The following is a 22,569-nucleotide window of genomic DNA, read 5'->3' on the forward strand; positions in this document are numbered from 1 at the left end:
TGTGCCCTTTCAGGGAGGTGGATCTCAAGGAAGTAGCGGGGCTTCCCAGCCCCGCCGAGACAGGGCGGAGAGTGCCGCGGACGACGAGCCGTCGGCCATCGCGGCACCCCGGACCCAGCTGGTCGCCAGGGCGGCGAGGAACAGGTCCCGCGCGCGGACGTCGGCACGCGCACGACCGGAACGCTGGGCGGCGCGGAGGAACTCGTGCGTGGTGGTGATGAACCCCTGGCACGTCAGGGCGAGCGGCGACGAGTCGGACGAGGCGGCGGCGCGGAGCGGTTCGGGCAGCCCGTCGAACGTGCCGGCCCACTCGGTGACCGCGTCGAGCCAGCCGTGCAGGGCATCGGCGGCGCCCACGGAGCCGTCACGCAGTGCTTCGCGACGGGCCACCAGGTGCTCGTCGCGCGCGGCGAGGAGCTCGGCGAGCAGGGCCTCGCGCGTGGGGAAGTGCCGGTACAGGGTGCCGGCGCCGACGCCGGCCTGCTTGGCGATCGCGTCGAGCGAGCCGGTCACGCCGTGCTCGGCGAACGCGCGCTCCGCGACCCGCAGGATGTGGTCCCGGTTCCGCAGCGCGTCAGCACGCGGCGCGCGCCCGGCGGGAGCGGTCTGCTCGGGCATGGCGGGCCTCCAGGCTGTGGTGTCGAGTACCGGAGAGGCTCTCCGGAATCACCACAGTACAGGAGGCCCTCTCCGTTTCGTCGCGGAAGCGCGACGCCCGGGCGTCAGGACTCCTCGGCAGCCTCCGCCGCGTCCGCCAGGTCCGACCGCGTGTTCGCGTGGATCGGCTCGCTGTGCCCGAAGGTCTTCGCGGCGGCGCGCAGCCGCCCGACGAACTCCCCGTTGTCCATCTCGAGTTCGTCCTCTTCCGCGTCCTCGATGACGATCTCGCTCGAGGGTCCGATGAGGATCTTCGTGGTGGTCATCGTCCCGTCGTCGGCGACGGCGGGCACGTCGACGGTGTCCGCTCGGTCCCCGCCTGCGAGGGCCGCGGCGTACTCGATCACGGCGTCGGCGACGTCGTCACCGACCAGGATCGTGGTGGCGTCGTAGTGGATGTGCTTCATCGCGTACTCCTTCCCGGACCCATACAAACGCGCGGCGCGGGAACCGGCTTCAGGATGACCGCTGCACGCGGTGGTCCGGGTCCGGGGACTCCAGAGCGTTCCACACGTCGGCCCAGATCAGCTCGAAGTCGACGGGGCGGATGCGGTCGGCCCGGAGCGCCTGCTCCAGGATCGACAGCGCGTCCAGGGAGCCGGTGAGCAGACGCTCGTCGCCGTGGACCTCGCGGCGGCCGTCGCCCAGGAACGTCGTCACGGTGACGGACCGCACCCGTGGTCGCAGCGACCGGGTGGCGCGGGCGAGGACCGCGAAGCCGCCGCCGTAGAGGAGCAGCGCGGTGGTCGTGCCGACGGCGGGGACCGAGACGGCGAGCACCAGGGCGGCGAGGGCGACGACCGCCCCGACGGCCGGCCAGACATGCCAGGCACGCAGCAGCAGGCGCTCGCCGGTGGTCGTGCCGGGCGGGAACACGACGAGGGTCCGCGAGCTCCACAGCGTCCGCCCGACGGGGCGGATCGTGTACCGGCCCCACAGGTGGGTGCCGTCGAGCAGCCGGGTGCGGACCGGCAGCGCGACGGTCATCGATCAGCCGGCGCGAGTTCGGTGCGGACCGGCGCGAGTTCGGCCCGGACCGGCTCGAGTTCCGCCCGGACCGGCTCGACGACGTCGCGGTGCCGGACGGTCGCCAGGCACGGGAAGCAGACCAGGTCGCCTTCGCGGACGTCAGCCGGCAACGGAGCCGGGAGGCGGTGGAACGGACCGTCGGCCTGACCGTCACAGCGGGTGACGACGTACATCGGGGCGAGGGGAGCGGTGCTCCGGCGTCCGATCAGGCGCACCTGGTCGAGCACGGCGCAGGTCGGCAGGACCGCGTCCAGTTCCAGGAGCACCACCCCGGTGCGCGGTCGCCGCACACGGGTGACCGACGCGACGGCGACGCTCACGTCGCGGGGCGTCCAGCCGCGCGGGCGGTACCGGGGCGGGGACTGCTCGGCGGTGTGCACGGTCGGGGTGCCGGTGAGGTCGGCGAGCCGGACCATCGAGATCGCCGAGACCAGCAGGTCGTCGGTGGTCGCGACGGTGTGGGCCGGCCAGAGGAACGGGTCCATCGGATCGGGGAGCGACGCGCGGAGCGTCGGCATGATCGCAGTCAGTGTCACGACCACACGCTCTCGCGGGCTCGAGCAGCGCGGAAGGCCTCCTGACGGAACCCCTACGGTCGGCGGCGGAGTCCTGACGGAGCGCTCACCGGCGGGTGGCCGAGCGGAGTGCCGCGGTCCACCCGAGCGAGATCACGCCGGCGCCGATCAGGGTCTTCACCACACCACCGAGGACGAACGGGTACAGCCCGTACTGCAGGGTCTGCTGCAGGTCGAGGCCGAGTGCCACCGCGAGCCAGGCCATCCCGGCGACGAAGGTGACGACGGTGCCGAGGGCGAAGGACAGCAGCGCGTTCCGCAGCGGGCGGTCGCCGAAGCGCTCGGCGACCCAGCCGACCAGGGCCGCGGCGGCGACGAAGCCGGCGATGTACCCGCCAGAGGGGCCGACGAGCACGCCGACCCCGGCCGAACCGTCCGCGAAGACCGGCAGCCCGACGACGCCGAGCAGCGCGTAGACGAGCATCGACAGGGCACCGCGACGGGCACCGAGGGCACTGCCGACGAGCAGCACGGCCAGGGTCTGCCCGGTGATCGGGACGGGCCAGATCGGCACGGACACCTGCGCGGCACCGGCGGTCAGCAGTGCGCCGCCGAGGACCAGGGCGGTGCTGACGACGGCGGTGCGGGGGAGCAGGGCGTCGGCGAGCGGACGGTGTGCGGCGGGGGTGATCGTGGTCATGGTGTTCCTCGCTGTGGGGGAAGGAGCTGGCGGAGACGGAGCTGGGGAGACGGAGGGGTCAGACCGCGACGGCGGCCAGCAGCGACTCGGCGTCGCGCCGGGCCTCGGCCACGGCGGCGGTGTCGAGGCCGCAGGCGCGCAGGCAGGTCGCGACGAGGGCGTCGCGGTCGGCGTCCTGCACGGGGCCGGACCGGCGGAGCTGGATGACGGTCTCGGTGATCTGGATGAGCACCGCACCGAGGCGCGACGGCGAGACACCGGCGGCGACGTCCGGGGTGGCAGCGCGCGAGCCGAGGCGCCCGTAGGCCTCCTGCAGTTCGACGCGCTCGGCCCGGAACCCGTCGTAGCGCTCGCCCTGCACCTCGGGCAGCAGGTACAGCGTGCCGATGTTGTGCGGCGTGCGGGCGAGGGTGTCCACGTCGGCGACGACCAGCGCGGCGAGGGCACCGGCTGCCGAGGCGGACTCCGGCACGAGCTGCTCGAGGCCGCGGACCAGCTCGAGGCTCGGGCGCACCGAGGTCGTGAGCAGCTCGACGAGCATGTCGTCCTTGCCGGCGAAGTGGTAGTACAGCGAGGCTTGCCGGATCCCGACCCGTTCGGCGATCGCCCGGGTCGAGGTCGCGCTGATGCCGTTCTCGACGAACAGCGCGGCGGCGGCGTCGAGGATCTGGTCGCGCGGGCTCAGCGCGGAGTCGGCGTTCGGCACGACCCGCGGTCGGCCGGGGCGCACGGGCCGGTCGTCGGGGGTCATGCCCCCATCCTGACAGCCGGTGTCCGTCACGACTGCTCCCGGTACGCGCGCCAGCCGCCGTGGTGGGTGATGTCCTCGGCCCCCTCGACCGCGAACGGCTCGACCAGGAACCCGGTGACCTCGGTGCCGTCGTCGAGTGCCACGGTGCCGATCGCCATCGGTGCCGGCAGGGCCGCGACGAAGGTGCCGAAGCCGGCGGCGGGCAGGCGCCAGACCTCCCCGACGATGCCCGAGCCCGACCCCGGCGCAGCAGCGCCGGACGCGACCGGACCCACGCGGACCAGCCCGGGCTTGGGCGGCACCGTGTCGAGGGCGTACAGCCGGTAGTCGGACGCGGTGCGGGCCTCCCGGACGAACGATCCGCCGGACGCGACCAGCTGTCCGTTCAGCGGCTGACCGCGCAGGTGCGCCCCGACGACCAGCAGGTCGACGGTCGGGGCGGCGAACGCGGACGCCAACGCCGCCAGGCGCCGGTCGCTGAACGCCGGGCCGGTGAGCATGACGCCGAACGGCAGGCCGTCGACGAAGCCGGCGGGCACGGCGAGCGAGGCCATGTCGAGCAGGTTCGCGAAGTTCGTGTACCGACCCATCCGGCTGTTCGCGCCGATCGGATCGGCCGCGACCTGCTCGAGTGTCGGGTGCCACGTCGTCGTCGGGGTGAGCAGGGCGGTCGTGCCCTCGAGTGCAGCGCGACCCGCTGCCCCGAACGCGTCGAGCCGTTCCTGGTCGGCGAAGAGCTCCGCGGCGGTCGGTCGTGCGCCACCGAGCACGATCGCGGCGACCGACGGGTCGAGGTCGGCACCGACCTCGTCGCGGTGGGTCTCGATGTGGGCGCCGACGGCCGCGTACCGCTCCGCGACGAACGCGCCGTCGTAGAGCAGCGACGCGGCGTCGAGCAGGGGTGCGATGTCGACCTCGACCACCTGGTGTCCGAGCGCACGGAACCGGTCGACGGCCGCGGTGAACGCCTCGGCCCAGCCGGGTGCGAGCCACTCGAGCTGCGACGGCAGCGGCACCGCGATGCGCGGGACGGCCGGCAGGTCGGCGAGGGCGAGGTCGGGCCGCGCGAGCGGGTCGACGCCGTCCGGACCGGCCATCAGCTCGGCCGCCGTGCGCGCCAGGTCGAGCGACCGGGCGAACACCGTGACGCAGTCCTGCGAGCGGCAGGCGGGGACGACCCCGGTGTTCGGCACGAGCCCCTTCGTCGGCTTCACCCCGACCAGGTTGCCGAGCGCGGCGGGCACCCGGCCGGACCCGGCGGTGTCGGTGCCGAGCGCGAAGTCGACGATGCCCAGGGCGACCGCCGTGGCGGAACCGCTCGACGAGCCGCCGGAGATCCGCGTCGGGTCCCAGGCGTTCCGGACCGCACCGAACGGCGAGCGGGTGCCGACCAGGCCGGTGGCGAACTGGTCGAGGTTCGTCTTGCCGACGACAACGGCGCCGGCGGCACGGAGCCGGGCGACGGCGGTGGCGTCGGCGGCGGGGTCGTGGGCGTAGGAGCGTGCGGCTGCGGTGGTGGGCAGGCCGGCGACGTCGATGTTGTCCTTCACGGCGAACAGCAGGCCGGCCAGGGGCAGGGACGGGTCGACGGCATCGGCATCGGCCAGCACGTCGGCGCGCTCGCGCAGGGTGATCCAGACCTCGGGGCGGTCGACGGCGTCGATGCGGGCGAAGGCGTCGCGGACGCGGGCGCTCGCCGCGGTGGCGGCGGTCCCGCCGGCGGGGGCGCTCGTCCCGCTCACGCTGCCGCTCCGATCGCGGCGAGGACCTGGCCCGGCGCGACCTGGTCGCCCGGCTTGATGTACACCTCGAGCACGTGGCCCGGCACCGGTGCGTGCACCATCGACTCCATCTTCATCGCCTCCACGGCCAGCAGCTTCTGCCCCTCGTCCACGCGGTCACCCGGTCGGACGTCCACCTGCCACACGGTCGAGGTGAAGGGGGCGTACACGGCGGTCGACCCCTCGGGCACGGTCACGGCGTCGGCCACCACGGCAGCCGGTTCGTCCCGGACGTCGAACTCGCCCGATGCCCGCCACCGCTCCTTCTCCTCGCCGAACGCCTGTGCCTGCTGCGCCCGGAAGTCCGCGATGGACCCGGCGTTGTCGGCCAGGAACCGGTTGTACGACGCGATCGAGAACTCGCCCTCGACGGTCTCGAACGAGCCCCGTCCGGCGTCCGTCTCGGCGCGCAGCTCGAGCAGCTCGTCCGCACCGACCGGGTACCACTCGATCCGGTCGAAGAACCGCAGCGCCCACGGGTTCTCCTGGAACAGCCCGCCGCGGCGGAACCGGTTCCAGATCTGGACCGTGCGGCCGACGAACTGGTAGCCGCCCGGACCCTCCATGCCGTAGATGCACAGGTACGCGCCGCCGATGCCGACGGAGTTCTCGGCGGTCCAGGTGCGGGCCGGGTTGTACTTCGTCGTGACCAGGCGGTGCCGGGGGTCGAGCGGGGTCGCGACCGGGGCACCGAGGTACACGTCGCCCAGGCCGAGCACCAGGTAGCTTGCGTCGAACACGGTGCGGAAGACGTCGTCGACGCTCTCGAGCCCGTTGATGCGTCGGATGAACTCGATGTTCCACGGGGTCCACGGGGCGTCGTTCCGGACGCCGTTCATGTACCGCTCGATCGCCAGGCGGGTGGCCGGGTCGTCCCACGACAGCGGCAGCTTGACGGTGCGCGACGGCACGACGAGCTGGTCGGTCGGCGGGATCTCGTCCTCGAGCTCGCGGAGCAGCCCCGCCACGTCGCGCGCCTTGAGCACGGACGCGTCGGTGTGCACCTGCAGCGAGCGGATGCCCGGCGTGATGTCGAGGATCCCCTTCGGCGTGTGCTCCTGCAGCTTCGTCATGAGCGCGTGCACGCGCATCCGCAGCGCGATGTCGAGGGTCATGTCGCCGTACTCGACGAGCACGTTGTCGTCGCCGTCGCGTCGGTACGCGACGCTCGGCCGCACGTCGGTCGCGTCCAGGCGGGCGATCACGCCGTCGTCGCCGTCGCCTCCGGTGCGCGGCACCGTCCTGGAGGCCCGGTGCGCGTCGAGCGCGGCGGCGTCGGCTTCGCGGACGGGGACGAACCGGACCGTGTCACCCGGTCGGAGCTGGCCCAGCTTCCACAGGTCGCCGCTGGCGACCACGGCGGGGCAGACGAAGCCGCCGAGCGACGGCCCGTCCGGTCCGAGGATGATCGGGGTGTCCCCGGTGAAGTCGATCGCACCGACCGCGTAGGGGGTGTCGTGGATGTTCGACGGGTGCAGACCGGCCTCGCCGCCGTCGGTCCGCGCCCACTCCGGCCGCGGCCCGATGAGCCGGATGCCGGTGCGTGCCGAGTTGTGGTGCACGGCGTAGTCGGTGGCGTAGAAGACGTCGAGGTCGGCGCGGGTGAAGAAGTCCGGTGCGGCGTGCGGCCCCTCGGTGACGGCGATCTCCCACGCGTCGGTCAGCGCGGTGCGGCGGTCGGCCGGGGTCGGACCGCCCACCAGGCCCAGACGGGTCCCGGACGGGAACGCCGGGTGCGGGGCGTCCGAGTCCGGGGAGCCCGGGCGCAGGACGTCGCCGGCGAGCAGGGCCCGACCGGCGTGACCGCCGAAGCCACCGAGCGTGAAGGTCGCGGTCGAGCCGAGGTAGGTCGGCACGTCGAAGCCGCCGCGGACCGCCAGGTAGGTGCGGAGGCCCGGACCGGGGGCCGTGCCGATCGCCAGGGTCTGCCCGGCGCCGACCTCGACCGGCTCCCACAGCGCCACGGGTTCGCCGTCGAGGGTGACCGGCGCCGGCGCACCCGTGAGCGCGACCACCGCGGCGGCCGAGAACCGGAGCGTCGGGCCGGTGGCGGTGACCTCGAGCGCGGGGGCGCCGTCCGGGTTCCCCACGGCGCGGTTCGCCTCGGCGAAGGACGCCGCGTCGAACGGGCCGCTCGGCGGGACGCCCACCTGCCAGTACCCGACCCGGCCGGGCAGGTCCTGGATCATCGTCATGGTGCCCGGGGCGACGACGTCGATGCGCGGGTCCGGGTCCTCGGTCGCGTCGAGCGTCGAGGTGGAGTGCGTGGCGGTGCGGAGCTCGAGGTCGTCGGTCAGCGCGCGGAGCAGCCCGGCGTTCGTGACGATGCCGTCGATGCGGGTGGCCGCGAGTCCGTCGCGCAGCAGGTCGAGGGCGTCGTCGCGGGTCTCCCCGGTGGCGATCACCTTGGCGAGCATCGGGTCGTAGAACGCGGACACCTCGGAGCCGGTCTCGACCCAGCCGTCGACGCGGATGCCGGTGCGCTCGCCGGATGCCGTGGTCGCGCTCGGGAACACGGCCTGGGTGACGAGGCCGCTGGAGGGCAGCGAGCCCTTCGCCGGGTCCTCGGCGTAGACGCGGGCCTCGACGGCGTGGCCGTTCGGGGTCCAGGTGCGGTCGAACACGTCGGGGTCGATGCCGGCGGCACCGTCGCGGGCCAGGCGGAGCATGAGCTCGACGAGGTCGACACCGAAGACCTCTTCCGTGACCGGGTGCTCGACCTGCAGGCGGGTGTTCACCTCGAGGAACGACGCCTCCTCGCGCACCGGGTCGTAGACGAACTCGACGGTGCCGGCGCTGCGGTACCCGACGCTCTCGGCGAGGCGGCGGGCGGACTCGTGCAGCTCGGCGCGGACGTGCTCGGGGAGCGCCGGTGCCGGGGCTTCCTCGATGACCTTCTGGTTGCGGCGCTGCAGGGAGCAGTCGCGGTCGCCGATCACCGCGACGCGGCCTTCGCCGTCACCGAAGAGCTGGACCTCGACGTGCCGTGCGGGCCGCACGAGGCGCTCGAGGAAGATGCCGGCCGACCCGAAGTTCGCGGTCGCCAGGCGCACGACGCTCGTGTAGGCCTCGCGGACCTCGTCGAGGGTCGAGCACGCCTGCATGCCGATCCCGCCGCCGCCCCCGGTGGCCTTGAGCATGACGGGCAGCCCGATGCGCTCGGCCTCGGCCACGGCGTCGTCGACGCTGGCGAGCAGCCCGGTGCCGGCGAGCATCGGGACCCCGGCTGCGGCGGCGAGCTCGCGGGCGGTGTGCTTCGCGCCGAACCGGACGATCTGGTCGGCGGTCGGCCCGACGAACCGGATGCCGGCGTCTTCGCAGGCCTGGGCGAACTCGGTGTTCTCGGACAGGAACCCGTAGCCGGGGTGCACGAGTCCGGCGCCGGTGTCCTTCGCGGCCTGCACCACCGCGTCGATGCGCAGGTAGGAGTCGCGGGCGGGTGCGGGTCCGAGCCGGACGGCGGTGTCGGCCTCGCGGACGTGGGGTGCCGCGCGGTCGGCGTCGGAGTAGACGGCGACGGTGCGCATGCCGAGTGCCTTGGCGGACCGGATGATGCGACGGGCGATCTCACCGCGGTTCGCGACGAGGACGGTGTCGGTGCTGAGGGCAGGGGTCTGGTTCACGGTGGCGGTCCCGGTGGGGTCGGGCGCGGCGGTCACGGCTGGACCACGATCATGCGCAGCGGTGTGCAGGAGAAGTCGTTGCAGGGGTTGTTCATCTGCGGGCAGTTCGAGACGACGACGAGCACGTCCCGCTCGGCCCGGATCGCGACCCGCTTGCCGGGGGCGCTCATGCCGTCGACGATCCCGAGGGCGCCGTCGGCCTCGACCGGCACGTTCATGAACCAGTTGAGGTTCGACACGATGTCGCGGGCACCGAGTCCGTGGCGGCCGGCCTCGGCCAGGAAGTTCTCGCGGCAGCCGTGCTGGTACTGGGTGTGGTGCCCGTACCGCAGGGTGTTCGACTCCTTCGAGCACGCGCCGCCGATGGTGTCCTGCCGGTCGATCTCGTTCGCGACGACGGTCATCAGCGGGTGGCCCTCGTTCGACATCAGCACGGTGCCGGTGCGGACGTACGCGTTGCCCTGTGCGGCGAGGGTGTCCGGCACGCTGTACCGCTCGTCGGGGTCGTGGGCGTCGTAGAGCAGGCAGTCGGCGCTCTGGTTGCCGCCGACGTCGACGATGGTGAGTACCTCGCCCGCGCGGACCACGGCGGACCACGGCGCCAGCGGGGCGACCCGGTCGTCGCGGACCACGGTGCCCGGCACCAGGGACTCGCTCCAGTCGAGGGCGACGTCCGGGTCGTGGACGGCTCCGACCGGGACGGTGGAGGTGGGGGTGTGGGTCGTCGTGTCGGTCATCACAGGCCTCGGGCTTCCGCGTGGTCGGTCGAGTTCAGGTAGGCGCGGGTGAGCTCCGGCGTCGCGGTGAACCGCTCGTCGGCCGCGGTCGTCGGGGCCCCGCGCCAGGCGTGCACCCGCAGTGGTCCGACCAGGTAGTCCGGGCGCGGGTCGATCGGGTGCGCGACGTTCGCGACCAGCACGAGCAGCGGCAGCTCGGCGACGAGCGTGACGTGGGTGCCCGCGCCCGCCGAACCGGTGAAGGTCATCGCCCCCTCGGCGTCGATCCGCACGCCCTGGAAGAACGAGATGCTCGGCGGCAGGTCCCGCTTGGTGAGCCCGTGCTTCGCGGCGGCCTTCGCGAACAGCGACCGACCGCTCGGGGTGCGCCCCTCGGGTGCAGCGTCACCGTACTTCCGCTCGTTCCAGGCGTCGGTCGAGGTGCCGCAGAACGCGTCGTGGTGCCCCGAGGTGTCCTCGAGCACGGTCGCGAGTGCCCGGCCGTCCCCGCTCAGCAGGGGGGAACCCTGGCCCAGGTACGCCTGCCACGGGATCTTCTGGGTGTCGGCGACGTTGAGCCGCTCCCACGGTTCGAGCGCGTTGAACACCAGGACGTTGGCGCAGGCCTGACCTGTCGGGTCGTCGAACCGCAGCCGTGACCCGCGGGCCAGCACCTTGTGCGTGTACCCGCCCGGCGGCACCGTCTCGGCCCAGACGAGCTGAGCGGGGTCGACGCCCTCGGGGGCGAACGGTGACGACGACGCCGGCAGGTACGGCATGTACTCGGACTGCGAGCCGGCCTGGGCGCGTGCGTCGGACCGGGAGGCGAGCACGCTGTCGGTCTGGTGGAGGTCGCGCATGGGGTTCCTTCCGGATCAGGCTTCGACGGAGGCGGCGGTCGGGCTCGCCGCAGTCGCGGCTGCGGGGACGGGCACCGCCGCGGTGGTGGGGACCTCGGCCAGGGTGATCGGCCCGTGTGTGCGGTGCCGCCAGCTCGACCACGCCCAGCCGACGAGCAGCACGCCGCCGATGAAGAGCAGGGCGCTGTACTGCAGCCACCACGAGGTGCCGGTCAGGTCGTAGATCTCCGGCCGGGGCCAGATGAGGTTGATCGCCATGCCGATCTGGAACGCCACGGCCAGGGCGTTGAGCGGGATGCCCCAGCGACCGAGGGTGAACAGCGGCTTGCCGTCCTCGTCCACCCCGGTCGGCAGCCCGGTACGACGGAGCTTGATCCGCTGGACCAGCAGCGGCCCGGTGACGCCGAGGTACGCCAGGTAGAGCATCGCGATGCACAGGCTCGACAGGGCGGTGAAGATCGCGGACTGCCCGATGTTGACGGCGAGGGCCAGCCCGGCGCCGACCCCGACGACGATCGACGCGGCGATCGGGGTGCCGGTGCGGGGCGAGACCCGGGCGAGGGTGCGGTGGAAGGGCAGCGCCTTCTCGCGGGCCATCGAGTAGACCATCCGGGCTCCGGCGGTCTGCACGGCGAGGGTGCAGGCGAAGACCGCGACGGCGACGGTGCAGAGCAGGAGGCGACCGAACACGTCGCCGAGGGTCGAGGTGATCACCCAGGCGAGGCCCTGCGTGGCGAGCTTGCCGTCGGTCAGGCTCGGGGCGGCGACGAGGGCACCGATGATGAGCAGCCCGCCGCCGAGGCCGGAGACCGTGAGCGCCCGGACGATCGTCTTCGGGGTGGTCCGGCGCGGGTTGTGGGTCTCCTCCGCGAGCTCACCGGCCGAGTCGAAGCCGACCATCACGTACGCGGCCATCAGCGAGGACGCGAGGAACGCCCACACGTAGGGCTCGGTGCTCGTCGAACCGGCGGTCGTGAACACCACGGAGGCGCTGCGGTGCGGCAGGAGGAACAGGGCGCCGATGAGCACGATCACGCCGATGATCTCGATGAGCACGCCGAAGCTCGTCACGCGGGCCATCAGCCGGACGCTCGTGATGTTCACGATCGTCGTCACGGCGAGCATCACCAGCCCGAGGACCACCGCGTTCGCGGCACCGGTCGGCGACGCGACGGACGGGTCCGCGCCCGGACCGCCGACGACCTGGAACCCGTCCCAGATCGCGGGGAGCACGGCCTGCACGGCGATGGCCGCCACCGCGACGGTGAGGATCTGGCCGATGATCATCGTCCAGCCGGTGAACCACCCGAACCGGGCTCCGGCCAGGCGGCTCGACCACTGGAAGATCGCGCCGGAGATGGGCCAGCGGGCCGCGAGCTGCGCGAAGTTCAGCGCGACGAGCAGCTGGCCACCGAAGACGAGCGGCCACGCCCAGAAGAACGCAGCACCGCCGAGCCCGAAGCCGAGTCCGAACAGCTGGAAGACCGTGGTGAGGATCGAGACGAAGGAGAAGCCCGCCGCGAAGGAGGAGAACGAGCCGACCCCGCGGTGGAGTTCCTGCTCGTAGCCGAGGCGGGCGAGCCCCTGGGTGTCGACGTCGGACGTGGCGCGCGGTGCGTGGAGCGGTGCTTGCGGAGAACGCATGACTGCAGACCTTTCGCGGAGTACCTGTCGGGTGACAGGTAGTGCGACAAGTGTCTTGCGGCCCTGTGTCGGCGCCGTTGCCCGTCTGTTTCGAGTGCGTGACGGCAGGCCCCGGCGTGTAAACGTTCCGAGTCGGCGGGCGGATCAGCGGCGGGGGATCACCGGCGAGGGATCACGGGTGAGCGGGGCAATCACTCGACGTCCACGTCCCGCTTGCCGCGGCGCACGATGAGCGGGTCCGGCTTGCCGATGACGTCGGCGGCCTTGTCCGGGTAGTCGAACTGCGTCAGGAAGTACCGCATCGCGTTGAGCCGGGCGCGCTTCTTGTCGTTCGACCGCACGATCGTCCACGGCGCGTAGCGCTTGCTCGTCCGGGTGAACATCGCCGTCTTCGCCTCGGTGTAGTCCTCCCACCGGTCGAGCGACAGCAGGTCGATGTCGGACAGCTTCCACCGTCGCACCGGGTCGAGCTGGCGCATCGCGAACCGGGTCCGCTGCTCGCGCCGGGTCACCGAGAACCAGAACTTCGTCAGGTGGATGCCGGAGTCGACGAGCATCCGCTCGAACTGCGGCACCTGGGTCATGAACGACTCGTACTCGTCGTCGCTGCAGAAGCCCATCACCCGTTCGACGCCGGCACGGTTGTACCAGGAGCGGTCGAACAGGACCATCTCACCCGCGGCCGGCAGGTGCTGCACGTACCGCTGGAAGTACCACTCACCACGCTCGCGCTCGGTCGGCTTGCTCAGCGCGACGACCCGCGAGGTCCGGGGGTTGAGGTGCTCCGTGAACCGCTTGATCGTGCCGCCCTTGCCCGCGGCGTCACGACCCTCGAAGAGCACCACGACCTTCTGGCCGGTGTCCTCGAGCCAGTACTGGCACTTCAGCAGCTCGATCTGCAGCAGGTACTTCTGGTACTCGTACTCGTCCCGCGGCAGGCGCTCCGAGTACGGGTAGTCGTCCTGCCAGGTGAGCACCGGGTTGCCGTGCGGGTCGATCAGCTCCGGGTCGGCCGTCTGACCGTCCGCGACGCTGTACCCCTCGGTCCGCAGCTGTTCGATGTACTCCCGCAACGGCTGCGAGTACGGCGCTGTGTCCACGGTGTCCTCCCTCTGCGAGCCGATCGGCTGTCGGCCCCAGGGCCATCCTGGCCCGGCCACCCGCACGACCGCCCCACGCCTCGCCCTGGACGCGACCCGATGACGGCCGGGAGGCGCGGTGCGGGCCCGCCCCGTGCCTCCCGACCGCATGTGGCCCTTCACAGGCATGATGGGGCCATGACGGACCAGGCCGAGATGATCCACCCCGAGATCGCACCGAGCGGAGACGGGTGCGTCGAGTGCGACGCGACCGGTTCGTGGTGGGTGCACCTGCGCCGCTGCGCGGCGTGCGGCCACGTCGGCTGCTGCGACGACTCCCTCAACACGCACGCGACGCGGCACTGGGAGGAGACCGGGCACGCGGTCATCCAGAGCTACGAGCCCGGCGAGACCTGGGCCTGGGACTACCGCGACGACACCCGCTCCGAGGGGCTCGAGCTCGCAGCCCCCACCAGCCACCCCGTGACGCAGGCAGTCCCCGGGCCGGCGGATCGCCTTCCCGGGGACTGGTTGGAACTGCTCGGCGGATCGCGCTGATCCGCGGCGGTCGTCAGGTCAGTTCAGCCCGACCTGCGTCGCCGCGTACTCGGCCTGCGGCTGCGTGAACTGGTTCCCTGCGGACGACGTGAGTTGCGCGATGAGGCTCGCGCGCGAGAAGCCCATGCCCGAGGACATGTAGCCCTCCGCGGCGGTGACCGCCTGTGCGTTCCAGTCGGCCCCGGCCTTCGCGACGGCGTCCTGCGCCTGCTCGGGGGTGAACTGGTTGCCGGCGCTCGACGTCAGCTGGCCGTTCAGGCTGGCCTCGGAGAACCCCATGCCCGAGTCGAGGTACCCCTTGGCTGCGGCGAGTGCCTGCGCGTTCCAGTCGGCACCGGAGTGGTCGATGGCCCACTGTGCGTCCGCCTGGGCGAACCCGTTGCCCGCGCTCGAGGTCAGCTGCTGGAGCAGGCTGGCGGCGGAGAAGCCCATGCCGGAGTCGAGGTAGCTCTTCGCAGCGGCAGCTGCCTGGAGCTGTCCGACGGTGCCGGATGCCTCGGCAGGCTTCTCTGCGGCGGCCTTCTCGGGGGTCTTCGGCTTCGCCGCCTTCTTCGACTCCTCGGTCGCAGCGGCCGGGCTGGCAGCGGCGACCTCGGTGGCGGCGGGAGCGTCAGGGGCAGCAGAGTCGTCGGAGGAGCCGCTGTAGACGCCCGCGAGCATGCTGCCGAGGATCACTGCGACAGCGCCGAGGACGGTCCCCGCGACGGCACGGCGCCCCTTGCGACGGATGCCGATGATGCCGAGCACCACCGCGACGACGCCGAGGAAGATGCCGAACGTGTTGGTCGGCGGGATCACGGCGAAGAGGATGCCGAGGATCCCGAGGACGACCGCTGCGGTGCCGAGGCGGCCTCGTGCCGGACGCGGCTCGGGGGCCGCGGGAACGTAGGCAGGAGGCTGCTCGGTGGGGGTGGTCTCGGGCATGTCGGGTTCTCCGGACGTTCTGAGGATCAGCAAAGGCGAGCAAACGTTACAACCGGTCCGGACTCCGTTGCACCGCAGAGATCGAGTCAGCTTTGAACCTTGCGCGAACCCGCAGCGATGTGGTTCGGCGACCACCCAGAACTGGGGGACCACGCCGCTTTCGCCGCTCGCGTTCGGCGGACACGGCAAAAGGAAGAGGCACGGAGCCAGCTGGCTCCGTGCCTCTCGATCGTTCGTCAGGTCAGACGGCCGCGGTCGCCTCGTCGCGGTGCGGGAGCTTCCAGCCCGGACGCACGAAGTGGCAGGTGTAGCCATGCGGGTTCTTCTCGAGGTAGTCCTGGTGCTCGTCCTCGGCCTCCCAGAACGGGCCGGCCGCGGTGACCTCGGTGACGACCTTGCCGGGCCAGATGCCCGAGGCGTCGACGTCCGCGATGGTGTCGAGCGCGACCTGCTTCTGCTCGTCCGAGGTGTAGAAGATGGCCGAACGGTAGCTGCGACCGATGTCGTTGCCCTGGCGGTCCTTCGTCGACGGGTCGTGGATCTGGAAGAAGAACTCCAGCAGGTCCCGGTACGAGATCTGGGACGGGTCGAAGACGATCTCGACCGACTCGGCGTGGTCGCCGTGGTTGCGGTACGTCGCGTTCGGCACGTCGCCGCCGGAGTAGCCGACGCGGGTGCTGACGATGCCGGGACGACGACGGAGGAGCTGCTGCGCTCCCCAGAAGCATCCGCCGGCGAGGATGGCGGTCTCGGTGGTGGTCATGGTGGCCTCCTGGGCTCTCGTGTCACTGGCTGCGACACCGTGTGGTGCAACCGGCAACAGGGACGATCTGTTCCCGTCGTCAGGTCCGCTGTGGGGCACGGACCCACCCGGGTGTGCGGTCGGTACGACTCGACCCTACGAGTCCGTGCTCCGTGTCACCCCTGCGGTACGGTCGGGCTCACATGAAGCGGTCATCCATCGACGAAGTCCAGCGCCGTCCACGTGGTTGGTGGCTGCTCGGACTCGCGTTCTGTTTCCTCGTCTTCCTCGAGGTGTTCGTGGCGATCGGCTCGCTGCCGGGGATGCTCGCCGCGCAGCTGCAGTACACCCCGTGTGGCTCCGACGAGACGATGCGGTGTTCGTACGCCGTCGGGGAGACCGCGCAGTTCCTCGTACCGCTGGTCGCACTCATCGTCACGATCACGACATGGGTCATCGGAGCATCCGGTGCTCCCACGGTGCGGCGACGAGTAGTGACGCCGGCGATCGGCCTCGTGGTCATCGTCCTGACCTTCGTGCTCGGTGTCGTCGCGATCAATCTGTCGATCAGGTGACCGTCGTCAAGCGAACTCGCCGCCACACGCTCCGGAGGACCTGATGCCGTTCACTCCAGATCGATTTCGAGCCAGGGCCGACTGCGAGGTGGATGGCGTCGTCGACGGACACAGGAGCGCTGGTCTCGGTGCCCGATAGCTGATCGTCGACCGGACGCGCTGGAAGCTCTGAAACCACGGCGGTTGACAGAATCGGGTCATAGCCCCCTCGCTCGCTAGATTGAGCGGATGGTCCGTGATCGCGAGCCCGGCGCGCGGCGGAACCGTGGCCGGCGACGACGTGAGGTGGCCGACCGAGTTGGCGGAGCCCTCCTACTTCCGGCCCAGGGCGGCTGGCTTGCCTTCGCACTGGGACGTGGGGGTGCCTGGTGGGCGGTATGGGCAGTCGTACTTGGGGTTCTCATAGCCAGCGTCATTTTCGTCGTCGTGCAAGAACGGCGACGACCACCTGAAGGACGACCAGTGTCGGTCTCCCCGCTCTTGCTGGTAGTGGCATCAGCGATCGTCGGATGGGTCGTCCTGGCCGTAGTCCTCTAGCGGCCACCCTGCACGACGGCGATCGGCGAACGGTGCCCAACCAGAGCCCTCGCCAACCGCCACCCCCGGGCCCTGCTAGATCCCGCCCGGTAGCGGATCCCCTAACGGAACGGCCACGAGTGACCGAGGCGGCGTTCGGTAGCCCACCGGCTAACGGACGCGAGGTGGATGCGCCTCTTCATTGGATCGCGACATGTACTCAACTGGCCCGAGCCCGTTCTTCATCATCGTCGCGCTCGTCTTAGCCGTCCTAAATATCTGGGCGACGATCATCGTCATCAGGGCAGGTACCCGCTACCTCGACCGGACCCAGCCGCCGCGTCGCCCGAGGCCACCCCGGGAAACTCTCTTCCCGAAGAATGATGAACCAAAAGCTTGACGCCGAGACAGTTGAACATGGGAGGGACACCCTGATCGAGTTGATGGCCAGCACTGGTCGGCCAACTGTTGTCAGCGGTATCGCTACGCTCACCACATGTGGCTCGCATGGACCGTCCTGACGCTGCACGTTGCTGCCTTCATCGTTCCCCTGGTCGGTGTCCGCGGGATCTACAAGCGGGCCAAAGGCCAGTTCGACGAGGCCCGGCGACTGAGGGCCTCGGCTGTGAGCGTTCTCGAATGGCACGAGGCAGAACAGAAACGTCTACGCGAGCTCAATCACGGCTCCCAAGAGCAAGAGGCCGGGGATGCACGCCTAGCCGCCGAGTACGCAGAGCGGCTCTCCGCTGCGGGGCTTTCGAACAAAACCTATGGCGAGCTGAACATCCTGATCTTGACCAACGGTCGGTCGAATCTGGTCGCTCTCGCCTCCGCCGTTCAAATCGCTAGAGTCGACGCCTTCTGGGTCATCCTCGGCCTTGTTCTTGGTCTCGTCGCGAACCTGATTCCGACCATCTGGCCTGTGCCCGCACTGGTCGGCTAAGTCAATGCGATGCATCCGGTGGCCAGCAGACGACCGCTCCGGGCGCCGTCGACTGCCCTCTGAGCGCGCGACAAGCGCGCTTCTCTAGCTGGGGAACGCGATCAAGAGCCTTCGGGCGTGGGATCGTCGTCACTGTCTCCGTAGTCCAGCATTTCGCGCCGCGCTCCCTCACCCAGGGAGTCCATCTCCTCGTCCATCAGCTGCTCGGTCCAGTCGTCCTTCGGTCGTCCCACGCTCTGCTCCTCGTCTCAGTGGTGAGTCCTGCGGTTCCGAGCTCTGTACTCGCTGTGGCCACATGCGGGCTCGCTGAGCGTTCTTCACGGGTGGAAGCGCGGCTCGGTCGCGTAAAGGCCGTAGGTTGCGTCGGTCAAAGTCATCGTGGGTTCGACGCATACGTTGGTGATGCCGCCCTCGAACTCGCGGATCAGTGCATCGGACGGCAGCCCGGTGCCGTCATCGATCTTGTTGCGCGCTGAGGTGAGGATGTCTGCGGCCGCGGCGAACTGCTGCCGCCCGGTCATCTCACCGTTCCAGTCGGAGCAGGTGGTGTCGGAGTACTGCTTGCCCCACGTCTGCGTGTATTTCGAGGCGCTGTCGTCAGCTCCGGTGCTGGCGTCATCGTCACTACCGCTGCCGATCGTCGAAAGTACGCCGAAGAGTACTGCGAGGAGCACGATTCCTCCGCAACCGATGCCAGCGATCGCGCCACACCCGAGCGTCGGCTTCGGCTTGTCGGGTCCGCTGAGGTTCGGATGCGGCGGCAACGCGTCGTTCATTTCTGGTCCTCCGGGTCGCACGAAGGATAGTTGAGATTCTGTTCCGTCATGGTCGAGGCACGGCGAACTGTGAAGCGGGGGCCGTACTGACCCCATGAACACGGACGACGTCATGGTCGAGTGTCCGCTGGACGATCGCTCACCGGTCGGGCTGAAGCTCCACCTGGTCGTGTCGCTCAGCGGCGTACCTGTGGCCCGGGTATCGCAAGCTGTCGAAGAACATGTTCGTGTGTGCGACGATCTGCTCGCCAGTGATCAGGACGCCGTCGTACTCGACGTCCGTCGTCGTGTGCGCGTCGGACACCAGCGTGACGTCGAACCCACGCGCGGCCGCTGTTTGCGTGGTCGTCCGGATGCAGTAGTCGCTCTGGGCACCGGCAACGACGAGGTGATGCACGCCCAAGGAGCCCAGGACGTCGGCGAGGTCGGTGTCTGCGAAGGAGTCGCGGTACTCCTTCCGGACGAGCGGCTCGTTCACCCCTCTTTCGAGCGGTGCCGCGAGTGCCCACTCATTGGTTCCCTCCGCGAAGCTGCCGTGGTCCTGCACCCACACCACAGGCACGCCTGCCGATCGCGCGCGCTCGACGAGCTGCGCGGTGCGACCGAGAACGCCGCCGGCGTCGAAGCAGCCCTGCACGACGCCACGCTGAAGGTCGATCACGAGAAGCGCAGTCGTATCGGGCACACCCCCATCGTCTCAGCTGACGCGTCCGGTGACCGATCCCCTATCGGAACAACCAAGAGCGACCGAGGCGGCGATCGGTAGCCGTCCGGCCGGGACACGATCTGCGGCATGCTTAAGTCATGCCCAAAGTGAAAGCACCCGCTCTGAAAGGTTTGGCGCTCGTTCGAGTCCTTGCAGTGTGTGCGCCGCTCGTTGGGGCGACAGCAGTCATCTTGGGCATCGCGCAAGCTCGATCCGGAGACGCCATCGGCTACCTACTTGTCGCGCTGGGCGCCCTGATGTTCCTGCTCACGTACTACTTCATCCGGATCATCCGGATCGCTCGCCGCTGAACTATCGACTTACGGGCAGCATCCCCAACCGTTCCGCGCGACCCCAATCGCTAGGTTGGTCGTAAGTCGGTATCGCCGACATGACGTGCGGGAGGGATGACGATGGGTGCTGGAGTTCGCCCCTGGGTGCCGGCGATTGCCGGCCCTCTCTTCATCGCAGCCACCGTGTACGCGGTCGTCTCGCAGCGGCGGAAGAAGTGACCGAGGTGGTGCAGTTCTCCCGAGCCACGAAGTACCTGCTGTCTGGGCTGCTGTCGTTCCTGATCGTTGGGGCCGCCCTACTCGCGTTGTCTGCTGGCCCCTGGATGTTGACTTTGCCGGCGGTCCTGCTCTTGTTCTGGTGGCGGCTCTTCGCTCTTAAGGTCGTTTTCGCTCCGAACGAGCTCGTCCTCGTCGGCTTGGTGTCTGTCCGACGGTTTCCACGGATGAGCGTGCTCCGTGTCGAGGAGGGGGCTGTCGTCGTGGTGGGCAAGCAAGGCCGTGAACGTCGCGTTACGATCCCGGTTGCCGTGGGTGCCTCCACGATCACCGACAACTCGCCCGATGCACGAGTGAAGCAACGCGTCGATGCCGCCTACCGGAGATGGCTCCCGGTGCCAGCGAAGCGCGTATCAGGCTGAACTCGATCCACCATCTCGACGGCAAGGCGCAAGTCCCGAACGTGACCGGTAGCCGATCGGCTACCGGTCAACGGCTCAGGAAGAGCCCCTCAGCCACGGCCTCGACCCACGGACTTCAGGGAGGATGAGGATCATGCAGGCGAATATCGCGACCGTGACGATCGATGGGCAGGCCCAAGATCGCGATGCTGATCTTGACCATCAGAAGCAGTTCGAGGTGGAAACTGACTCAGGGAACCGTTACATCGTCACCTGCGAAGGTCCGCCGGCGGGACTGCCCTCAGACTGGGAAGTCACGCGCCGAGACGACGGCCGCGTTCTTGGCCATGTACGGCGTATCGATACGGGGTGGCCCGGTTCCTACAGCTATCGCTTCAAGAAAGCGGGTGCGTTCTTCGCCGGCGGCACACAGATGGACCTGTGGAACGCAGTGCAGTCTCTGATGGAGTAGACGAGCTTCGCGTCTTCAATCCGCTCCCGTAGGGCAGATCCGAACCGTCTCGATAGACGGTGGTTCACCGCTACACCCCAATTGTCACCTTCGACGCCTTCCGTCGCCTACTGCCGCCTGACCGGGGGTGTTCCCGTACACCTGTCCCGCAAAGATGCCTCGTGAAGGGGCGCCAAACGCTCCAAGCCACCCCGGACGACGAAGGCCAGGGAACCCGCGCCGACATCCTTCTCGCCACCGGCATTGCCGTGACGGTCGTGAACGCCCCCGACGACGACCTCGAGCGCGAGGACCGGAACTCCGTAGCCGAGATCACGGTGCGTCCGCACGGTGGCGGAGCCTCGCCCGTGACTCGGCCGTGTACCGACCGGAGGCGCGGTGCCAGCTGGCACCGCGCCTCCAGCCTGGGGTGGGGTCGCGTCAGCTCGCGGTGTCCTCGAGCGCGTCGAGCGCGGCCACGTCCTCGGCGGCGAGCACGAAGTCGACGTCGGCGTTCTCGGCGATGCGTGACGGGGTCGTGGACTTCGGCAGGGGCAGGACGTCCTTCTCGAGCAGGTAGCGGATGGCGACCTGGGCGACGGTCTTGTCGTACTTCGCCGCGATCTCGGCGATCTGCTCGTTCTCGAGCAGGCCACCGGTGGCGAGCGGGGAGTACCCCTCGGTCAGGATGTCGTGCTCGCGGTCGAAGGCGGTCGTCTCGTCCTGGGTGTTGCCGATGAACCAGCGGATCTGGTTGGCGTGCGGGACGACGTCCGTGCGGCCGAGCAGGTCCTCGAGGTCGGTGACGGCGAAGTTCGAGACGCCGATGCTCTTGGTGCGGCCGGCGTCGTAGAGCTCCTCGAAGACCTTCCAGACCTCGACGTTGCCGTCGCGGTGGTCGGAGCCCATGTCACTCCAGGGCCACGGCGCGTGGATCAGGTACAGGTCGACGTGTCCGAGGTCGAGGTTGCGGCTCGACTCCTCGAAGGCGTCGCGGGCGCCCGAGGCCGTCTTGATCTCGGCCGGCAGCTTCGTGGTGATGAAGAGTTCGTCGCGGGGGATGCCGCTGTCGCGGACGGCCTCGCCGACGCTCGCCTCGTTGCCGTACGCCAGGGCGGTGTCGATGTGGCGGTAGCCGAGGTCGAGGGCGGTCTTCGTGGCGTCGTACGCGTCGGAGCCGGACGGGATCTGCCAGGTGCCGAAGCCGATCTTCGGGATGTGCAGACCGTTGGACAGGGTGAACGTGTCGATGAGTGCGGGCATGCAGCGGACAGTACGCCGCAACCGCACAGCGTTCCGAGGGGCTGCCGGGTTGCATGGCGCCCACCTCGAACGGATGGAAGGACGCCCCCATGCCCCTGAACCCCACCGTGCACGACCGGAAGACCGGTGTCACCCCGCCCGGAGAGCCCGGCGGCTTCGAGCTCGCCCTGCTCGACCGCGGCGCCGCCGTGTTGCAGACCTCGGCGCCGCTGCGGGGCTTCGACGTCTACGTGGTCGGCTTCCACTGCGTGAAGGGCGAGCCCGACGTGCAGATGGAGGCGCACCACTTCTGCAAGGTGGTGAACGCCGAGATGCTGCAGTGCGTGCTCTTCGACGGCAACACCGCCGACGCGAACCTGATCGGCATCGAGTACATCGTGTCCGAGCGGCTCTTCGACTCCCTGCCCGAGGACGAGCAGGCGTCGTGGCACCCGCACAACCACGAGGTGTTCTCCGGCGAACTCGTCGCTCCGGGCCTGCCGATCGCGGTGGAGACCGAGCTGATGGGGCACCTGGTGAACTCGTACGGCAAGACCTGGCACACCTGGCACAGCACCCCGATGGGCTCGCAGCCCGCACACGACCTGCCGATCGGCGACCCGATGCTGATGTGGTCGTTCAACCGCGAGGGCGAGGTGGACAGTGCGCTGCAGCAGGACCGGAACCAGGCGATGCGCACCGATCCGGAACCGCGCAAGGAGGCGCGGGCGAAGTACCTGGACCGCGCCCACCCGCAGCGCGGTGTCGGCACGATGCGCGACGCCTTCACGGGCACGACCCCGACCCCGGGTGTCGTCGACGCGGACGACGGACGCCCCTGACGACGGACGGGAGGCCCGTGGCGGTGTCG

Annotated in this window: 24 protein-coding genes; 6 read left to right on the forward strand and 18 right to left on the reverse strand. The window is 70.2% G+C overall.

Going from position 1 to position 22,569, the window contains the following annotated elements; translation table 11 throughout:
- Positions 1-24: 24 nt before the first annotated feature.
- The 12 genes from DEJ09_RS09490 to ppk2 all read right to left on the reverse strand — a co-directional run bounded on the left by DEJ09_RS09490 (position 25) and on the right by ppk2 (position 13,376).
- Positions 25-618, reverse strand: a complete 594-nt coding sequence (locus DEJ09_RS09490; RefSeq protein ID WP_111088287.1) for a TetR/AcrR family transcriptional regulator — start codon at positions 616-618, stop codon at positions 25-27.
- Between the two features lie 104 nt (positions 619-722).
- Positions 723-1,064: a hypothetical protein gene (locus DEJ09_RS09495; protein ID WP_071404752.1), complete on the reverse strand. Its 342-nt coding sequence runs from the start codon at positions 1,062-1,064 to the stop codon at positions 723-725.
- A gap of 49 nt (positions 1,065-1,113) precedes the next feature.
- The gene (locus DEJ09_RS09500; RefSeq protein WP_111047567.1) at positions 1,114-1,644 is read right to left on the reverse strand and encodes a DUF6611 family protein; all 531 of its coding nucleotides are present in this window, start codon (positions 1,642-1,644) and stop codon (positions 1,114-1,116) included.
- Positions 1,641-2,222, reverse strand: a complete 582-nt coding sequence (locus DEJ09_RS09505; protein WP_146245699.1) for a hypothetical protein — start codon at positions 2,220-2,222, stop codon at positions 1,641-1,643. The genes DEJ09_RS09500 and DEJ09_RS09505 overlap by 4 nt, the downstream gene beginning before the upstream one ends.
- A gap of 85 nt (positions 2,223-2,307) precedes the next feature.
- Positions 2,308-2,901, reverse strand: a complete 594-nt coding sequence (locus DEJ09_RS09510; protein ID WP_111088289.1) for a biotin transporter BioY — start codon at positions 2,899-2,901, stop codon at positions 2,308-2,310.
- Between the two features lie 58 nt (positions 2,902-2,959).
- On the reverse strand, positions 2,960-3,652 hold the full coding sequence (locus tag DEJ09_RS09515) for a TetR/AcrR family transcriptional regulator (protein ID WP_111047564.1): 693 nt from the start codon (positions 3,650-3,652) through the stop codon (positions 2,960-2,962).
- Positions 3,653-3,678: 26 nt separating this feature from the next.
- Complete coding sequence (atzF, locus tag DEJ09_RS09520) at positions 3,679-5,394, reverse strand: allophanate hydrolase (RefSeq protein WP_111088291.1); 1,716 nt, start codon at positions 5,392-5,394, stop codon at positions 3,679-3,681.
- Positions 5,391-9,092, reverse strand: coding sequence for an urea carboxylase (gene uca, locus DEJ09_RS09525; protein ID WP_375537955.1), 3,702 nt, complete (start codon positions 9,090-9,092; stop codon positions 5,391-5,393). Before uca ends, atzF begins: the two co-directional genes overlap by 4 nt.
- Positions 9,089-9,793 carry an urea amidolyase associated protein UAAP2 gene (locus DEJ09_RS09530; RefSeq protein WP_111024044.1) on the reverse strand — a complete coding sequence of 235 codons (705 nt, stop codon included), beginning with the start codon at positions 9,791-9,793 and terminating at the stop codon, positions 9,089-9,091. Before DEJ09_RS09530 ends, uca begins: the two co-directional genes overlap by 4 nt.
- Entirely contained in the window at positions 9,793-10,632 is an 840-nt protein-coding gene (locus DEJ09_RS09535) for an urea amidolyase associated protein UAAP1 (protein ID WP_111088293.1), read from the reverse strand. Before DEJ09_RS09535 ends, DEJ09_RS09530 begins: the two co-directional genes overlap by 1 nt.
- Positions 10,633-10,647: 15 nt before the next feature.
- A complete protein-coding gene (locus DEJ09_RS09540) occupies positions 10,648-12,276 on the reverse strand; it encodes an APC family permease (protein WP_111088294.1) in 1,629 nt (542 codons plus the stop codon).
- A gap of 191 nt (positions 12,277-12,467) precedes the next feature.
- Positions 12,468-13,376 (reverse strand): polyphosphate kinase 2, encoded by a 909-nt coding sequence (gene ppk2 / locus DEJ09_RS09545; protein ID WP_027467245.1) that lies wholly within the window; start codon positions 13,374-13,376, stop codon positions 12,468-12,470.
- 177 nt (positions 13,377-13,553) lie between these two features.
- Here ppk2 and DEJ09_RS09550 point away from each other — a divergent pair, with 177 nt between their 5' ends.
- The gene (locus DEJ09_RS09550) at positions 13,554-13,913 is read left to right on the forward strand and encodes a UBP-type zinc finger domain-containing protein (protein ID WP_071404761.1); all 360 of its coding nucleotides are present in this window, start codon (positions 13,554-13,556) and stop codon (positions 13,911-13,913) included.
- Positions 13,914-13,931: 18 nt separating this feature from the next.
- Here DEJ09_RS09550 and DEJ09_RS18385 read toward each other — a convergent pair whose 3' ends face one another.
- Entirely contained in the window at positions 13,932-14,837 is a 906-nt protein-coding gene (locus tag DEJ09_RS18385; RefSeq protein WP_258373850.1) for an Ltp family lipoprotein, read from the reverse strand.
- Between the two features lie 241 nt (positions 14,838-15,078).
- Positions 15,079-15,600 carry a peptide-methionine (S)-S-oxide reductase MsrA gene (gene msrA / locus DEJ09_RS09560; RefSeq protein ID WP_071245202.1) on the reverse strand — a complete coding sequence of 174 codons (522 nt, stop codon included), beginning with the start codon at positions 15,598-15,600 and terminating at the stop codon, positions 15,079-15,081.
- 182 nt (positions 15,601-15,782) lie between these two features.
- On the opposite strand from msrA, the gene DEJ09_RS09565 reads away from it, so the two are divergent.
- Both DEJ09_RS09565 and DEJ09_RS09570 read left to right on the forward strand, forming a co-directional pair.
- Entirely contained in the window at positions 15,783-16,154 is a 372-nt protein-coding gene (locus tag DEJ09_RS09565) for a hypothetical protein (RefSeq protein ID WP_111088296.1), read from the forward strand.
- Positions 16,155-17,166: 1,012 nt separating this feature from the next.
- A complete protein-coding gene (locus DEJ09_RS09570) occupies positions 17,167-17,613 on the forward strand; it encodes a hypothetical protein (RefSeq protein ID WP_111088298.1) in 447 nt (148 codons plus the stop codon).
- A 101-nt stretch (positions 17,614-17,714) separates the two neighbouring features.
- Here the strand turns inward: DEJ09_RS09570 and DEJ09_RS18390 are convergent, their stop codons facing one another.
- The 3 genes from DEJ09_RS18390 to DEJ09_RS09580 all read right to left on the reverse strand — a co-directional run bounded on the left by DEJ09_RS18390 (position 17,715) and on the right by DEJ09_RS09580 (position 19,074).
- Complete coding sequence (locus DEJ09_RS18390; protein WP_258373851.1) at positions 17,715-17,846, reverse strand: hypothetical protein; 132 nt, start codon at positions 17,844-17,846, stop codon at positions 17,715-17,717.
- Positions 17,847-17,930: 84 nt separating this feature from the next.
- A complete protein-coding gene (locus tag DEJ09_RS09575) occupies positions 17,931-18,389 on the reverse strand; it encodes a hypothetical protein (RefSeq protein ID WP_146245700.1) in 459 nt (152 codons plus the stop codon).
- 139 nt (positions 18,390-18,528) lie between these two features.
- The gene (locus tag DEJ09_RS09580; protein WP_111088302.1) at positions 18,529-19,074 is read right to left on the reverse strand and encodes a cysteine hydrolase family protein; all 546 of its coding nucleotides are present in this window, start codon (positions 19,072-19,074) and stop codon (positions 18,529-18,531) included.
- 529 nt (positions 19,075-19,603) lie between these two features.
- On the opposite strand from DEJ09_RS09580, the gene DEJ09_RS09585 reads away from it, so the two are divergent.
- Both DEJ09_RS09585 and DEJ09_RS09590 read left to right on the forward strand, forming a co-directional pair.
- A complete protein-coding gene (locus DEJ09_RS09585) occupies positions 19,604-20,026 on the forward strand; it encodes a hypothetical protein (RefSeq protein WP_111088304.1) in 423 nt (140 codons plus the stop codon).
- Between the two features lie 133 nt (positions 20,027-20,159).
- Positions 20,160-20,477, forward strand: coding sequence for a hypothetical protein (locus DEJ09_RS09590; RefSeq protein ID WP_146245701.1), 318 nt, complete (start codon positions 20,160-20,162; stop codon positions 20,475-20,477).
- A gap of 420 nt (positions 20,478-20,897) precedes the next feature.
- On the opposite strand, the gene DEJ09_RS09595 is transcribed toward DEJ09_RS09590, so the two are convergent.
- Positions 20,898-21,719: an aldo/keto reductase gene (locus DEJ09_RS09595; RefSeq protein ID WP_111088308.1), complete on the reverse strand. Its 822-nt coding sequence runs from the start codon at positions 21,717-21,719 to the stop codon at positions 20,898-20,900.
- An 89-nt stretch (positions 21,720-21,808) separates the two neighbouring features.
- On the opposite strand from DEJ09_RS09595, the gene DEJ09_RS09600 reads away from it, so the two are divergent.
- Positions 21,809-22,540, forward strand: a complete 732-nt coding sequence (locus DEJ09_RS09600) for an OBAP family protein (RefSeq protein ID WP_111088310.1) — start codon at positions 21,809-21,811, stop codon at positions 22,538-22,540.
- Positions 22,541-22,569 lie beyond the last annotated feature (29 nt).

It is taken from the genome of Curtobacterium sp. MCLR17_055 (assembly GCF_003234305.1).
GTDB lineage: Bacteria > Actinomycetota > Actinomycetes > Actinomycetales > Microbacteriaceae > Curtobacterium > Curtobacterium flaccumfaciens.